This window comes from Actinokineospora sp. (assembly GCF_052390155.1).
Taxonomy (GTDB): Bacteria; Actinomycetota; Actinomycetes; order Mycobacteriales; family Pseudonocardiaceae; genus Actinokineospora.
In genome coordinates this window covers 12,684-27,965 of record NZ_JBQTHF010000014.1, presented here as the reverse complement: position 1 = coordinate 27,965, position 15,282 = coordinate 12,684, and the positions used below count along the sequence as shown (strand labels likewise).

Genomic DNA, 15,282 nt, shown 5'->3' with positions numbered 1-15,282 from the left:
CGGCACTGTCGGTGCCTGCGTCTAGGGTCGCTCCTGTGGGTGGCAACGGCGCGCTCGTCAGCGCGAAAGATCTGACCAAACGCTTCGGTGAGTTCGAGGCCGTCAAGGGGATCGACCTTGACGTGCGGCCCGGGGAGGCGTTCGGCTTCCTCGGGCCCAACGGCGCGGGCAAGTCGTCCACCATGCGGATGGTCGCCTGTGTCTCCCCGCGCACGCGCGGCGAGCTGACCGTGCTCGGCATGGACCCGGACCGGCAGGGCCCGCACATCCGGGCCCGGCTCGGCGTGGTGCCGCAGCAGGACAACCTCGACGCCGAACTGACCGTCCGGCAGAACCTGCACGTCTACGGCCGCTACTTCGGCCTGACCAAGGCGCACGTGCGGGCCAAGGCCGCCGAGCTGCTCGACTTCGCGCAGCTCACCGAGCGTGCCGACGACGAGGTCGAACCGCTGTCGGGCGGCATGAAGCGCAGGCTGACGATCGCCCGGTCGCTGATCAACGACCCCGAGCTGCTGCTGCTCGACGAGCCCACCACCGGTCTCGACCCGCAGGCCCGGCACCTGCTCTGGGACCGGTTGTTCCGGCTCAAGCAGGCCGGCGTCACGCTCATCATCACCACTCATTACATGGATGAGGCCGAGCAGCTCTGCGACCGCCTGGTCGTCATGGACGGCGGCAAGATCGTCGCCGAGGGCAGCCCCGGCGAGCTGATCGCGCGGTACTCGACCCGCGAGGTGCTCGAACTGCGCTTCGCCCCGGACGACCAGGCCGCCGTCGAGCCGCAGGTGGCCGACCTCGCCGAGCGCGTCGAGGCGCTGCCCGACCGGCTGCTGCTCTACACCGCCGACGGCGAGGCCGCGCTGGCCGCCGCGCACACCCGCGGCGTGCGGCCGGTGTCGAGCCTGGTGCGCCGCAGCACGCTGGAGGACGTCTTCCTCCGCCTCACCGGCCGAACGCTGGTCGACTGATGGCCGCCGAGGCCGTGGCAGTCCGCCGCGGCACCGGCCAGGTGCTGTCCCCGGTGCGCGCCACCCTGCTGGTCGTCGAGGGGCTGTGGATCTGGTATCGGCGCAATTGGCGCTCCACGGTCATTTCCAGCGTCCTGCAGCCCGTGCTCTACCTCGTCGCGCTCGGCATCGGGTTCGGGTCGCAGGTCCGGCCGAGCGAGGTCACCCTCGGCCTGCCGTACGCGCAGTACCTGGCGCCCGCGCTGCTGGTGTCCGCCGCGCTGCAGACGGCGTCGTTCGAGTCCACGTATCCGATCCTGTCCGCGTTCAAGTGGCAGCGGACCTATCTCGGCATCACCGCCACTCCGATCACCGCCGGCCAGCTCGTCGCGGGCCAGCTCACCTGGATCGCGGCCCGGCTGGCCTTCTCGTCGATCGCGTTCCTGCTGGTCGCGGGCCTGCTCGGGGCGCTGACCGGGCCGGGCGTCGCGCTGTCGCTGGTGTTCGCCGTGCTCACCGCGATGGCGTTCGCCGCGCCCGTGGTCGCCTACGCGGCCACCATCGACAGCGAGGGCCAGCAGTTCAACGTGATCTTCCGGTTCATCGTGATGCCGATGACCCTGTTCGCGGGCACCTTCTTCCCGGTCGAGCAGCTTCCGGCGTGGGTGCGTCCGTTCGCCTGGGTCACCCCGCTCTGGCACGGCACCGAGATCTCCCGCGACGCCGCGTTCGGCACGCTGCGGCTGTGGCCCACCGCGGGCCACCTGGCGTATCTGCTGGCGCTGCTCGCCGTCGGCGTCCACCTCGCCCGGCGCAACTACCTCCGCAGGTTGGCGCTCTAGATGACCCAGACCACGTCCAAGCCCGATGTCCCGCAGGTTCCGCCGCGGGTCGGTCTGTTGTTCCGCGTGCTGCCCACCGGTCTCTACGCGGGCCGCGCCAGGGTGCTGGTCGAGCGCTCGTTCCTGGTGAACCGGCGGGCCTACCTGGCGATCGTCTCCGGCTTCTTCGAGCCGCTGTTCTTCCTGTTCGGCCTCGGCTACGGCTTCGGCAGGCTGGTGACCGAGGTGACGGGCCCCGACGGCCAGCCGATCAGCTACATCGCCTTCGTCGCCCCCGCGCTGCTCGCCGCCGCCGCGATGAACGGCGCCGTCTACGACGCGACGTTCAACATCTTCTTCAAGTTCAAATACGCCAAGCTCTACGACGCGATGCTGGCCACCCCGCTCGGCCCCCTCGACGTCGCCATCGGCGAGATATCCTGGGCCCTGATCCGCGGCGCGATGTACTCGGCCGGGTTCCTCGCCGTAATGCTTGGCCTGGGCCTGCTCACCTCGCCGTGGGCCCTGCTCGCCCTCCCGGCGGCGGTGCTGATCTCGTTCGCGTTCGCCGCGGTCGGCATGGCGTGCACGACGTTCATGCGGTCCTGGCAGGACTTCGACCTCGTGCAGCTCGCGCTGATGCCGATGTTCCTGTTCTCCACCACGTTCTTCCCGCTTACCGTCTACCCCGAGCCGCTGCAGTTCGCGGTCAAGTGCTTCCCGCTCTACCACGCCATCGAAATCATGCGCGGCCTGTCGACGGGGTATGTGGACGCCACGATGTTCGGCCACCTGGCCTACTTCGCCGCCATGATCGCCATCGGCGTCGTGGTCGCCGCCCGCCGCCTCGGCAAACTCCTCTTGTCCTGACTTGAGTCAGACCGCAATCACCTGCACCACCGATTCCAGTCCGATGAAGTCTTTCGGGTTGCGAGTGAACAGCGGCAGGTCGTTGGCCGCGGCTGTGGCGGCGATCAGCAGGTCTGCGATACGGCCACGGGGGTGCCTACCTTGGACAAGCACCAGCGCGTAAATGTGGCCGTAGTAGCGAGCCGCATTGGTGTCGACCGGCACCACGTCGAACGCATTCTCGGCGAACTGGACACGTTGCTGTCGTGCGGCCCGGATTGAAGGGTCGTTTGTGGCCGCCGGGCCGCTGGCCAGTTCCGCCAGCGTGATCGCGCTGATGGCGGCTTCGCGTACGCGGCCTGTCACTGGCACATTGGGAAAGTCGATGACGACGGAGGTGTCGAACAGTGCGCGGTCGTACTCAGCCATCGTCGCGGTCCCGTCGCTCCCACGGATCGTCCAGGTACGGATCGACATGGGCGTCCAAGTCGGCCCGGAACTGCGCGAAGTCAACCTTCGGCAGGTGGGCCGCCATCGCCATCAGTTCCTCGACCGGGACGAACGTGCGTCGCCGGATCGGTCGCACCTCGGCGATCGGGGTGCCGTTACGGGTTAGCACGAAGCTCTCGCCGTTCTCGACCGCGCGGAGGATGGCCGCGCTGTCGTTGCGCAACTCCCGCTGAGTGATGTGCCTGCTCATGAACCGATCGTACCGGCAGGTGCTACAGATTGCTACGCGAATCCGGTGAACCATGGAAGGGCTACCCTGGTCCGCTGTGAGCGCCGAGTCGGTCTTTCCCCAACTTGAACCCCTGCTGCCCCGGGTGTCCAAGCCGGTCCAATATGTCGGCGGGGAGCTGAACGCCACCGTCAAGGACTGGGACAGCGCCGCTGTCCGGTGGGCGCTGATGTACCCCGACGCCTACGAGGTCGGTCTGCCCAACCAGGGCGTCATGATCCTCTACGAGGTGCTCAACGAGCTGCCGGACGTCCTGGCCGAGCGCACCTACGCGGTGTGGCCGGACCTGGAGAAGCTCATGCGCGAGCACGGCGTCCCGCAGTTCACCGTCGACGGCCACCGTCCGCTCGGCGCGTTCGACGTGCTCGGCGTCAGCTTCTCCACCGAGCTGGGCTACACCAACATGCTCACCGCACTCGATCTAGCGGGCATCCCGCTGCACGCGAAAGACCGCACCGACGACCACCCGGTGGTCCTCGCGGGCGGCCACGCCTCGTTCAACCCGGAACCCATCGCCGAGTTCATCGACGCCGCCGTACTCGGCGACGGCGAGGAGGCCGTCGGGGAGATCACGAACATCATCCGGCAGTGGAAGGCCGAAGGTCGCCCCGGCGGCCGCGACGAACTGCTGACTCGCTTCGCCGAGACCGGCGGCGTCTACATCCCGCGCTTCTACGACGTCACCTACCGCCTCGACGGCCACGTCGACGCGATCGCGCCCAACCGCGACCGGGTCCCGGCCACCGTCGCCAAGCGCACGACCATGGACCTCGACGCCTGGCCGTACCCGAAGCAGCCGCTGGTGCCGCTCGCCGAGAGCGTGCACGAGCGGATGAGCGTGGAGATATTCCGCGGCTGCACCCGCGGCTGCCGCTTCTGCCAGGCGGGCATGATCACCCGCCCGGTGCGCGAGCGCTCCATCGACGGTATCGGCGCGATGATCCAGACCGGCCTGGCGGCCAGCGGCTTTGAGGAGGTCGGCCTGCTGTCGCTGTCCAGCGCGGACCATTCGGAGATCGGCGAGCTCACCAAGCAGCTCGCCGACCGCTACGAGGGCACCAACACCGGCCTGTCGCTGCCGTCCACCCGGGTCGACGCGTTCAACATCGACCTGGCGAACGAGTTGTCCCGCAACGGGAGGCGCTCCGGGCTGACCTTCGCCCCCGAGGGCGGCAGCGAGCGCATCCGGCGCGTCATCAACAAGATGGTGTCCGAAGAGGACTTGATCAAGACGGTCAGCGCGGCCTACGCCAACGGCTGGCGGCAGGTGAAGCTGTACTTCATGTGCGGGCTGCCCACCGAGACCGACGAGGACGTCCTGCAGATCGCGGAGATGGCGAAGAACGTCATCCGCGCGGGCCGGGAAGCCAGTGGCCGCAAGGACATCCGCTGCACCATCTCGATCGGCGGGTTCGTGCCCAAGCCGCACACGCCGTTCCAGTGGGCCGCCCAGTGTGACCCGGACACTGTGGACAGTCGGCTGCGCAAGCTGCGCGCGGCGGTCAACTCCGACCGCGACCGCAGTCTCGGCCGCAACATCGGCATGCGCTACCACGACGGCAAACCCAGCCTGATCGAGGGACTGCTCTCCCGCGGCGACCGCCGCGTCGGCCGCGTGATCGAACAGGTGTGGCGCGCGGGCGGCCGATTCGACGGCTGGAGCGAGCACTTCTCCTACGACCGCTGGGTCGCCGCGTGCACCGCCGAACTGCCGCCCCAGGGCGTCACCCTCGACTGGTACACCACCCGCGAGCGCGACGAGGCCGAGGTCCTGCCCTGGGACCACCTGGACTCCGGTCTCGACAAAGAGTGGCTCTGGGACGACTGGCAGGACGCCCTGGACGCCCGCGAACAGGACGACTGCCGCTGGACCCCCTGCTTCGACTGCGGCGTGTGCCCGGCCATGGGCACCGACATCGAGATCGGCCCCACCGGCCGCAAACTCCTCCCGATCAGCCCCGTCGGCGTCGGCTCGCCCGTCCGCAATCCGGCGCTCACGGGACAATGACGGTCCGCATGGCCACCGACGCCGACCTGGCGTCGGTGGCCGCGCTGCGCAGGCGGTGGACCGAGGAGGACCAGGGTTCCCCGATCACGGACCCGGACTTCGACACGGCGTTCGCCCGGTGGTGGGCGGCCGAGCGGTCCCGCAGGCAGTTCTGGCTGGCCGAACTCGACGTCCCGGTCGGCTTCCTCAACGTGGTCGAGTTCGCCCGCATGCCACGCCCCGGCCTGCCACCCAGCCACTGGGCCTACATCAGCAACGTCTATGTAGTCCCGGAACACCGCGACAGCGGCCTCGGCGCCCAACTCCTCGCCGCCGCTGTCCAGCACGCCGACAACCACGGATACGTCCGCCTGGTACTCAGTCCGACAGAGCGCTCGGTCCCGTTCTACCGCCGAGCCGGGTTCGGCCCCGCCACCGACCTGTTGCTGCGCACGCCTACGGGGTGACCGCCGCCAGCGCGTCGACCAGGCCGTGGCCGTAGAAGCTGTTGTACGGGGCGTAGCCCGAGCAGTAGGCGTCCTGCCCGTCGGCGCCATCGAGGTCGTAGTCGCCCGGGCAGGCGACCTTCTGCGCCCGCGCCGTCAGCAACCGCGTGAGCTGCTGCGGGGAGGCACTCGGGTTTCGCGACGCCAGCAAAGCCGCCACGCCCGCCGCGTGCGGTGTCGCCATCGACGTGCCGCACGCCTTCGCATAGCCGCCGGGCACCGTCGACAGCACGCACCGGTCGCCACTCTGCTCGCCGCCCGGCGCAGTGACGTCAACCACACCCAGGCCGTACGCGCTGTACCCGGCCTTGAGCCGCTCCGGCCCGACGGCGGACACGGTCACCACGCCGCGCAGGCCGCCGGGCAGCAGTTTGCAGTTGCCGTCGACCGTGCGCCGGGTGCCCCGGGCGGCCGCGGTCTGCCCGCGCGGGTTGGCCAGATCGACGTTCTCGTTGGACGCCGCCGCCACCGTGAGCACCCCGCGCAGCGCGGCGTAGTCGACTGCGCGGCGCACCGCCTCGTAGACGGCGTGCTCCTCGGCGCGGTCGCAGGTCAGCAGCCACGGGTCGACGAAGTAGCTGTTGTTGGTCAGCGTCATCCCGTTCGTCGCGGCCCACATCAGCCCGCACACCACGGCCTCGGGGAAGACGAACCCGGCGTCGTCGACGACCTTGACCGACGCCAGTCGCACGCCGGGCGCCACGCCGGTGATGCCGCGCCCGTCGTCGGCCGCCGCGATCAGGCCCGCCACGTGCGTGCCGTGCGGCGACGTCGTCGGCCGCCACGCCTGCGGGCTCGGGTCGGCCTTGCCGCTCAGACACCCGGCCGAGCGCGCCGGGTCGACGGCGTCCGCCAGGTCGGGGTGGTCCGCGTCGATACCGGAGTCCAGCACGCCGACCAGCACACTCCGGTCGCCCGGGGTGACCGCGCGGGCCTCGTCGGCGCGGATCATCGCCATGTTCCACTGCTCGCCGGACCGGTCGGTTGTGGCCACCGCCGAGGGCACCGAGCGCACCGTCGACGCGCCTGCCTTCCGGGCGCGGCCGACCGCGGCCTCGGCGCTGAACGCCCGGTCGCGGCCCATCCGCGTGGCGAACCGGGGGTCGGTGGACACCGCGACCCCGACCGCGATCTGCGGGTGGTAGACGACCGCCGTCCCGCACGCCGCGGTCGTGCTCACGCTCGCGGTCTCGGGGCTGGTGCCGACGTCGAAGAGCACCACGTAGCGCCGCTCGGGCCCGTCGCTCGCGCAGCCCGGCGACGAGTCGTCCATGGGCGCGGCGACAGAGCGACCGTGCGCGATGAGCACGGTCGCGAATACCGCGACACCGACCGCTGCCGCCCTGGCTCGGCGGAGCAGAGGCACGGGTGACCTCCTCATGCTGGTCCGCCGGGTGATCGGCTCTGCTGTCCCTCGCTGCGGACGGTAGCCGGCGGCGGTCCGGGAGACAAGCGCGCGGGCCGAATCTGCCCCCCGGTACGGTTCGACCGGCCCGGTGATTGACCACCGGGGCAGAACGTCACCACCGTGAGGAGTCGTCCTGAGTCGCCAGGACCAGCCCAACCCCTCGGCGTCGCCGGTGCAGAAGATCCGCCTGCGCTACGCCAAGCGGGGCAGGCTCCGCTTCACCTCCCACCGCGACATCGCGCGGGCCGTCGAGCGGGCGCTGCGCCGCGCGGGGGTGCCGATGGCCTACTCCCAGGGGTTCTCCCCGCACCCGAAGATATCCTGGATCGGCGCCGCGCCCACCGGGGTGGCGAGCGAGGCGGAGTACGTCGAGATCCAGCTAGTCGAGGCCGTCGACCCGGCCCGGCTCGCCGCGGTGCTCGACCAGGCGCTCCCGCCCGACCTGGACATCCTGGAGGCGGTGACCGCGGGCCCGGGCGGGCTGGCCGAGCGGATGGAGGCCAGCCGGTGGCGGGTCGAGCTGCCCGGTGTGTCCGCGGCCACACTGCGCACCGCCGTGGGCCTGTTGCTCGCCGAGGAGCACGTCGAAGTCGAGCGGCTCACCAAGGACGGCAGGAAGCTCATCGACGCCCGACCAGCGGTTATCCGGGCCGAGGTGCTCGATTCGGCCGACCTCCCGGCGGACTCGCCGGACGCTGTGGGCATCGACATGTCCGGTGCGGCGCCCTCGTGTGGGATACTGCTGGTGGTCGTCCGGCAGACAACACCGGCCGTACGACCCGACGACGTACTGAGTGCGCTCCGCGTCGTCGCCGCCTTGGAACCGCCGGTGCCCGCGAAGGCGACCCGGATGGCCCAGGGACGGCTTGACGACGATGGCGTTCTGTCCGACCCGCTGGCCCTTGATCGGGCGGCGGCAGCCGGATAGTCCGCCGGGACACGGCGCGCCTCATCCGTAGTCGAACGACCTGCCGTCCGCAGGCCACGGTCCCATGTCCGTGGCCGAGACGGTGAGAGGCGAGGATTCCCGCCGCCTAGCGCGGTGGAAACTGGACAACTAGGCCCCTGAGCGGCCGCGTCGGAGACGACGCGCCCGGGGGCGGAGGAGCTACATGTCGGATCTGTCTACCCCTGCCGGTACCACCGGCGGGGCTGCCACCACACCCACCAACCCCGCGTTGGCCGATCTGCCGGTCAAGGTACGCGTGCACGCGCTGGCCAAGCTGCTCGAAGTCAGCAGCAAGGACATCATCGCCGCGCTCACCGAACTGGGCGAGCCCGTGCGCGGCGCCCAGTCGAGCGTGTCCCGGGATGTCGCCCTGCGCGTCGCCGAGGCGCTCACCGGGACCGCGCCCGAAGCCGACGCGCCAGAAGAGGTCGCCCCCGAGGTCGTCGAGCCCGTGGCCACGCCGCGGCGCACCCCGCCGACCCCGGTGTTCGCCTCGGCGTCGCCGCTGTTCCTGCCGCCGGAGGCGGCCGCGCCCGCCAAGGCCGCGCGCAAGGTCGAGGAGGAGCCCGCCCCGGTCGAGGCCGAGGTCGAGGCCGACGAGCCCGGCGACGATGACGACGACGGCGGCGCGGGCCGCAGGCGCAGGCGCGGCCGTCGCGGTCGCGGCCGCGGCAAGGGCGCCGCCGAAGACGGCTCCGACCAGGACGACGACCAGCGCCGCAAGCCCGAGGACGGCGAGGACGCCGACGAGGCGGCCGAGAACGACCAGGGCGGCGACGCGGGCGAGGAGTCCGGCGACGCCGCGAGCCGCAGGCGGCGCCGCCGCAGGCGCCGCAAGGGCGGCGACGGCGACGACGACCCGTCGAACACCGACGACCCGCCCAACACCGTCGTGCACGTCCGCGAGGCGCGCGACGAGAAGACCGAGGCCGCCGACGCCCGTGCCGAGGTGCGCAGCGTGCGCGGCTCGACCCGGCTGGAGGCCAAGCGCCAGCGCCGCCGCGACGGCCGCGAGGCGGGCCGCAGGCGCGCGCCGATCCTGTCCGAGGCGGAGTTCCTGGCCCGGCGCGAGGCCGTCGACCGCGCGATGATCGTGCGCGAGCACACCGACCGCACCCAGATCGCGGTGCTGGAGGACGGCGTGCTCGTCGAGCACTTCGTCACCTCGTCGGGCACCGGCTCGCTGGTCGGCAACGTCTTCCTCGGCCGGGTGCAGAACGTGCTGCCCAGCATGGAGGCGGCGTTCGTCGACATCGGCCGCGGCCGCAACGCCGTGCTCTACGCGGGCGAGGTCGACTGGGACGCCGCCGGGCTCGACGGCAAGGCCCGCAAGATCGAGCAGGCCCTGTCCAGCGGCGACAGCGTGCTGGTCCAGGTCACCAAGGACCCGGTCGGCCACAAGGGTGCCCGGCTGACCACCCAGATCAGCCTGCCTGGCCGCTTCCTGGTCTACGTCCCCGGCGGCGGCGCCACCGGCATCTCCCGCAAGCTGCCGGAGAACGAGCGCCGCAGGCTCAAGGACGTGCTCAAGCGCATCGTCCCCGAGGACGCAGGCGTGATCATCCGCACCGCGTCCGAGGGCATCAGCGAAGAGGAACTCGGCCGCGACGTGCGCCGCCTGCAGGCGCAGTGGCAGGTCATCCGGGACAAGTCCGATGGCACCAACGGCGTCAAGCGCTCCGGCGCGCCGTCGCTGCTCTACGAGGAGCCCGATCTGCTGGTCAAGGTCGTCCGCGACCTGTTCACCGAGGACTTCACCTCGCTGGTCGTCCAGGGCGACGGTGCCTGGGAGACCATCGACGCCTACGTCCGCCACGTCGCCCCGGAACTGCTGGAACGCGTGCGCAGGCACGTCGGCCCGAAGGACGTCTTCGCCGAGACCCGCGTCGACGAGCAGTTGCTCAAGGCGCTCGACCGCAAGGTCTGGCTGCCCTCCGGCGGCTACCTGGTGATCGACCGCACCGAGGCGATGACCGTCATCGACGTCAACACCGGCAAGTTCACCGGGTCCGGCGGCAACCTTGAGGAGACGGTCACCCGCAACAACCTGGAGTCGGCCGAGGAAATCGTCCGCCAGCTCCGGCTGCGCGACATCGGCGGCATCATCGTCATCGACTTCATCGACATGGTGCTGGAGTCCAACCGCGACCTCGTGCTGCGCAGGCTCACCGAGTGCCTCGGCCGCGACCGCACCCGCCACCAGGTGGCCGAGGTCACCTCGCTCGGCCTCGTGCAGATGACCCGCAAGCGGGTCGGCACGGGTCTGCTGGAGGCGTTCAGCACCACTTGCGAGCACTGCAAGGGCCGCGGCGTCGTGGTGTGCACCGAGCCGAACGTGAAGGCGTCCAGTGGCGGCCAGCCCCAGGGCGGCGCTCCGCAGCAGAGCGGCGGCCAGCAGCAGAACCAGGGCGGCCAGCAGCAGGGCGGCGGCGGTGGCGGAAGGCGTTCGCGCGGCCGCGGCGGCGCGAACGACGACGGTCAGCGCGGTGCCAAGGAGCAGGCCGCCAAGGAGTCGACCAAGGAGCCCGCCAACGAGGAGGCCGCCAAGGTGGCCGTCCGCGACATCGCCAAGGCCACGGCCAAGCCCGCCGACCGCGACGAGCCCGACGAGGTACCCGACCACGGTCGCAACGGCAACGGCCGCACCGCCCGGGTGGCGCCCGTGGTTCAGCCCGCCGAGGCCCCGGCCGCGGTCGCCTCGGCTCCGGTTTCGACTCCGGCTCCGAGTCCGGTTTCGACTCCGACTCCGGTTTCGGTTTCGGCAGAGCCGGTCGCGGCGGCGCCCCGCCGCCGCACGCCCCGCCGTGCGGCGTCGCGACCCGCGGGTCCGCCGGTCGCCGCGGCTCAGGAGGGCTGATGGCGAGCATCACCACACCGTTTGGCCACCCCGGTTTGACCACGATTCCCGCGGCCACGTAACCTGTGACACGGCCCGCCGTTCGGTGGGCTGTGTCGTGCGAAGCCCGGTTCACGCAGTACCTGAGAACCAGGGCGTGTATGACCCCCATCGTCTAGTAGCAGGAGACTTCCGTCCCGATGTACGCGATCGTCAAGACCGGCGGCAAGCAGTACAAGGTGGCTGTCGGCGACGTCGTCGAGGTCGAGAAGCTCGAAGGCGCGCCGGGCACCGAACTGAACCTCGCCGCGGTGCTCGTCGTCGACGGCACCGACGTCACCACGGACGCGGCCGCCCTGGCGAAGGTTTCGGTGACCGGCAAGGTTGTCGAGCAGACCAAGGGCCCCAAGATCCGTATCCACAAGTTCAAGAACAAGACCGGCTACCACAAGCGACAGGGTCACCGTCAGAAGTTGACCCGCGTCGAGGTCACCGGCATCACCAAGTAGAGGACCTGAGCAGCCATGGCACACAAGAAGGGTGCGTCAAGCTCCCGCAACGGGCGTGACTCCAACGCCCAGTACCTCGGCGTGAAGCGCTACGGCGGCCAGGTCGTCAAGTCCGGCGAGATCCTGATCCGCCAGCGCGGCACCAAGTTCCACCCCGGTGTGAACGTCGGCCGCGGCAAGGACGACACGCTGTTCGCGCTGGCCGCCGGTGCGGTCCAGTTCGGCGCGAAGCGCGGTCGCAAGACCGTCAACATCGTTCCCGTCGAGGTCTGAGACAGACCTCTGCGGACGCTAGACCTCGGACGAGGAGCGGGCTGGAGCGCATCCGGCCCGCTCCTCGTCTTTTGCGGTTCTGAAAGGAAAATCTGGTGTCCCGATTCGTCGACCGGGTGGTCATCCACGTTGCCGCGGGCAGCGGCGGCAACGGGTGCGCGTCGGTGCACCGGGAGAAATTCAAGCCGCTCGGCGGCCCCGACGGCGGCAACGGCGGCAACGGCGGCGACGTCGTGCTGACCGTCGACAGCAACGTGCACACGCTGCTCGACTTCCACTTTCGCCCGCACGCGGACGCGGGCAGCGGCAAACAGGGCCAGGGCGCCAACAAGGACGGCGCCACGGGGGAGAACCTCGAACTGAAGGTGCCCGACGGCACCGTCATCCTGACCGAGGGCGGCGAGATCCTCGCCGACCTGGTCGGCCACGGCACCCGGTTCGTCGCCGCCCAGGGCGGCCGCGGCGGTCTCGGCAACGCCTCGCTCGCCTCCAAGGCCCGTCGCGCGCCCGGGTTCGCGCTGCTCGGCGAGCCGGGGGAGACCCGCGACCTGGTGCTGGAGCTGCGGTCGGTCGCCGACGCCGGTCTGCTCGGCTTCCCGTCGGCGGGCAAGTCGTCGCTGATCTCGGTGCTGTCCTCGGCCAAGCCGAAGATCGCCGACTACCCGTTCACCACCCTGGTGCCGAACCTCGGCGTCGTCACGGCGGGGGAGTCGGTCTACACCATGGCCGACGTCCCCGGCCTGATTCCCGGCGCGAGCCAGGGCAAGGGGCTCGGCCTGGACTTCCTGCGCCACATCGAACGCTGCTCCGTGCTGGTGCACGTGGTCGACTGCGCGACCTACGAGCCCGGTCGCGACCCGCTCTCCGACATCGACGCCCTCGAAGAGGAACTGGCCCGCTACACCCCGGCGCTCGGCGGCACTCTCGCCGACCGGCCCCGCCTGGTCGTGCTGAACAAGATCGACGTGCCCGAGGCGCGCGAGCTGGCCGAGCTGGTCCGCGCCGACGTCGCGGCGCGCGGCCTGCCGGTGTTCGAGGTCTCCACCGCCACCCGCGAGGGCCTGCGCGAGCTGAACTTCGCCCTCGCCAAGATCATCGAGGACGACCGGGCGAGCAAACCCGCCCCCGAGCCCACCCGAATCGTGCTGCGCCCCACCGCCGTGGACGACGCGGGGTTCACCGTGGTCGAGGACCCGGACGAGGACGGCGCCTTCATCGTGCTGGGCGAGCGGCCCATGCGCTGGGTGCGCCAGACCGACTTCGGCAACAGCGAGGCCGTCGGCTACCTGGGCGACCGGCTGGCCCGGCTGGGCGTCGAGGAGGCGCTGGCCAGGGCCGGGGCGCGGCCGGGCTGCCCGGTCACCATCGGCTCGATCACCTTCGACTGGGAGCCGTCCACCCCGGCAGGCGTCGCGGTGATGATGCACGGCCGGGGCAGCGACCCCCGGCTCGACCTGAGCGACCGGATCGGCGCGTCCGAGCGCAAGGCCGCCAAGATCGCCCGCCGCACCGGCACCGAAGACGACGACGAGTGACCTCGCCGACCCGGACCGCGGTCGCGGCGGCGCGACTGGTCGTGGTGAAGGTCGGCTCGTCGTCGCTCACCACGGCCGAAGGCGGCCTGGACCCGGCCCGCCTCGACGTCCTCGTCGACGCCGTCGCGGCCCGGCTGGCGGCGGGCAGCCAGGTGGTCCTGGTGTCCTCTGGCGCCATCGCGGCAGGTCTGGCGCCCCTCGGCATCCCGCGTCGCCCGCGCGACCTGGCCACCCAGCAGGCGGCCGCCAGCGTCGGACAGCTCGCGCTCGGCCATGCGTACGTGGCGTCGTTCGCCCGCTATTCGGTGCAGGTCGGCCAGATCCTCCTCACCGCGGACGACGTCGTCCGCCGGTCGCACTACCGCAACGCCCAACGCACCCTCTCGCGGCTGCTCGCCCTCGGCGTGGTGCCCGTGGTCAACGAGAACGACACCGTCGCCACCGACGAGATCCGCTTCGGCGACAACGACCGCCTCGCAGCCCTCGTCGCCCACCTGATCGGCGCCGACGCCCTCATCCTGCTGTCCGATGTGGACGCCCTCTACGACGGCGACCCACGCCTGGGCGCGGCTCGCCGTATCGACGAGGTGGCGGGCCAGTCCGATGTGGACGGTGTGCGGGCGGGCGTCACCGGCCGGTCTGGACTCGGGACCGGTGGCATGGCGTCAAAACTCGCCGCCGCCCGACTGGCCTCGGCTGCGGGCGTGCCGGTACTGCTCGCCGCCGCCGCACAGGCCGATGTCGCCCTGAAGGCCGCCGACGTCGGCACCGCGTTCGCCGCCGCGGGCCGCAGGCTCACCGCCCGCCGCTTCTGGCTGGGCTACGCCGCCGACGCCGCAGGCACCCTGACCCTCGACGACGGTGCCGTGGCCGCCGTGGTGGGCCGCCGCCGCTCCCTGCTCGCCGCAGGCATCACCGCCATGACCGGCGAGTTCGAGGCAGGCGATGTAGTCGACCTGGCCGACCAGTCCGGCCACATCGTCGCCCGCGGCGTGGTCGGCTTCGACGCGGGCGAACTCCCGGACCTCATCGGCCGCTCCTCCCGCGACCTCCCCCCCGACCACCGCCGCGAAGTAGTCCACGCCGACGACCTGGTCCCCCTCCGCCCCTGACGGTCCGGCAGTGGTATCCCGACGCCCTGCGTTTCGCTTGGCTCGCGAAAGCCGAGCGGTGGTGTCGTCGGATCGGCTTCCGGTTGGCCCGTGACGGTCGAGTGGTGGTGCCGCAGACGGTCGGGTTGCCTTCGACCGTGACGGTTGGCCGATGCTGTTGCCGACGAGCGGTTCCACGTTGCCCGTGACCGTTGGCCTGTGGCGTTGCCGACGAGCGGGTTCGGTTTGCCCGTGCCCCTTGGGGTGGTGGCGTCGAGGCAGTCGGAAACCCCTCGTCCACGACAGGCTGTCGTAGGGTTAGGGTTGTCCGGCAGCCAGGTTGCCTTACCTTTGCCCGTGGCGGTTGGGCGGTGCCGTTCCCGGAGGTCGAGGTTCCGCCAGCCCGTGACCGTTGGGCAATTGCCAACGGCCAACGGCCATCGGTCATCGGTCGCGCCGTTCCGCCCATGATCGGCTCAGTGGGTGGAGTTGTCGGCCGTCTGGTGGCCGTCGCCCGTGGGATCGTTGCTCAGGTTGTTGGCGTCTTGGCTTCCTCCGTTTCTGACTGACCCTCGCCGAGGGTGGCGCCGATCTGGTCTTGTCGCGCTACTCCAGACCTGTGCCTGGCCGGGGTTCCGTCGCTCGTGGCTGGATTGCCCTCCGTTTCTTGATCCACTACCGCATCCCGGTCGCGCCGATGCGGTGCGACTGTCCTTTTGGGACACGCCCAGTGTCATTCGCCGGTTGACGACCGGTGGTTCGGCTCCCCGTCTTGCCCGAAGGCGCCTTCGGGCAGGGATCGGCGAGTGCCGGACCGGTTCGACACGGCCGT

14 protein-coding genes are annotated in these 15,282 nt (G+C 71.1%); 11 read left to right on the top strand and 3 right to left on the bottom strand.

Annotation, left to right across the window (positions count from 1 at the left end; all coding sequences use genetic code 11):
* Positions 1 to 35: 35 nt before the first annotated feature.
* Genes ACT4N7_RS05890 through ACT4N7_RS05880 form a run of 3 tightly spaced genes read left to right on the top strand, consistent with a single transcriptional unit; the run spans position 36 to position 2,638 of the window.
* Positions 36 to 968 (top strand): ABC transporter ATP-binding protein, encoded by a 933-nt coding sequence (locus tag ACT4N7_RS05890; protein ID WP_444827558.1) that lies wholly within the window; start codon positions 36 to 38, stop codon positions 966 to 968.
* On the top strand, positions 968 to 1,789 hold the full coding sequence (locus tag ACT4N7_RS05885; protein ID WP_444827557.1) for an ABC transporter permease: 822 nt from the start codon (positions 968 to 970) through the stop codon (positions 1,787 to 1,789). The genes ACT4N7_RS05890 and ACT4N7_RS05885 overlap by 1 nt, the downstream gene beginning before the upstream one ends.
* Positions 1,790 to 2,638: an ABC transporter permease gene (locus tag ACT4N7_RS05880; RefSeq protein ID WP_444827556.1), complete on the top strand. Its 849-nt coding sequence runs from the start codon at positions 1,790 to 1,792 to the stop codon at positions 2,636 to 2,638. It begins immediately after the preceding gene.
* Between the two features lie 6 nt (positions 2,639 to 2,644).
* Here ACT4N7_RS05880 and ACT4N7_RS05875 read toward each other — a convergent pair whose 3' ends face one another.
* Together ACT4N7_RS05875 and ACT4N7_RS05870 are read right to left on the bottom strand one after the other, a co-directional pair.
* On the bottom strand, positions 2,645 to 3,046 hold the full coding sequence (locus ACT4N7_RS05875) for a type II toxin-antitoxin system VapC family toxin (RefSeq protein WP_444827555.1): 402 nt from the start codon (positions 3,044 to 3,046) through the stop codon (positions 2,645 to 2,647).
* Positions 3,039 to 3,317: a type II toxin-antitoxin system Phd/YefM family antitoxin gene (locus ACT4N7_RS05870; protein WP_444827554.1), complete on the bottom strand. Its 279-nt coding sequence runs from the start codon at positions 3,315 to 3,317 to the stop codon at positions 3,039 to 3,041. Before ACT4N7_RS05870 ends, ACT4N7_RS05875 begins: the two co-directional genes overlap by 8 nt.
* 76 nt (positions 3,318 to 3,393) lie before the next feature.
* On the opposite strand from ACT4N7_RS05870, the gene ACT4N7_RS05865 reads away from it, so the two are divergent.
* Both ACT4N7_RS05865 and ACT4N7_RS05860 read left to right on the top strand, forming a co-directional pair.
* Positions 3,394 to 5,364 carry a TIGR03960 family B12-binding radical SAM protein gene (locus ACT4N7_RS05865; RefSeq protein ID WP_444827553.1) on the top strand — a complete coding sequence of 657 codons (1,971 nt, stop codon included), beginning with the start codon at positions 3,394 to 3,396 and terminating at the stop codon, positions 5,362 to 5,364.
* 8 nt (positions 5,365 to 5,372) lie between these two features.
* Entirely contained in the window at positions 5,373 to 5,810 is a 438-nt protein-coding gene (locus ACT4N7_RS05860; RefSeq protein ID WP_444827552.1) for a GNAT family N-acetyltransferase, read from the top strand.
* Here ACT4N7_RS05860 and ACT4N7_RS05855 read toward each other — a convergent pair.
* Positions 5,800 to 7,215: a S8 family peptidase gene (locus ACT4N7_RS05855; protein ID WP_444827551.1), complete on the bottom strand. Its 1,416-nt coding sequence runs from the start codon at positions 7,213 to 7,215 to the stop codon at positions 5,800 to 5,802. The genes ACT4N7_RS05860 and ACT4N7_RS05855 overlap by 11 nt on opposite strands.
* A gap of 214 nt (positions 7,216 to 7,429) precedes the next feature.
* Here ACT4N7_RS05855 and ACT4N7_RS05850 point away from each other — a divergent pair, with 214 nt between their 5' ends.
* From ACT4N7_RS05850 to proB, 6 genes are all read left to right on the top strand, one after another.
* On the top strand, positions 7,430 to 8,185 hold the full coding sequence (locus ACT4N7_RS05850; protein ID WP_444827550.1) for a TIGR03936 family radical SAM-associated protein: 756 nt from the start codon (positions 7,430 to 7,432) through the stop codon (positions 8,183 to 8,185).
* A gap of 184 nt (positions 8,186 to 8,369) precedes the next feature.
* Positions 8,370 to 11,063, top strand: coding sequence for a translation initiation factor IF-2 N-terminal domain-containing protein (locus tag ACT4N7_RS05845; RefSeq protein WP_444827549.1), 2,694 nt, complete (start codon positions 8,370 to 8,372; stop codon positions 11,061 to 11,063).
* 179 nt (positions 11,064 to 11,242) lie between these two features.
* A complete protein-coding gene (rplU, locus tag ACT4N7_RS05840) occupies positions 11,243 to 11,551 on the top strand; it encodes a 50S ribosomal protein L21 (protein ID WP_444827548.1) in 309 nt (102 codons plus the stop codon).
* Between the two features lie 15 nt (positions 11,552 to 11,566).
* Complete coding sequence (gene rpmA, locus ACT4N7_RS05835; protein ID WP_444827547.1) at positions 11,567 to 11,824, top strand: 50S ribosomal protein L27; 258 nt, start codon at positions 11,567 to 11,569, stop codon at positions 11,822 to 11,824.
* 92 nt (positions 11,825 to 11,916) lie between these two features.
* Complete coding sequence (gene obgE / locus ACT4N7_RS05830; protein ID WP_444827603.1) at positions 11,917 to 13,359, top strand: GTPase ObgE; 1,443 nt, start codon at positions 11,917 to 11,919, stop codon at positions 13,357 to 13,359.
* On the top strand, positions 13,356 to 14,471 hold the full coding sequence (gene proB, locus ACT4N7_RS05825) for a glutamate 5-kinase (protein WP_444827546.1): 1,116 nt from the start codon (positions 13,356 to 13,358) through the stop codon (positions 14,469 to 14,471). The genes obgE and proB overlap by 4 nt, the downstream gene beginning before the upstream one ends.
* The last annotated feature ends 811 nt before the right edge of the window (positions 14,472 to 15,282 follow it).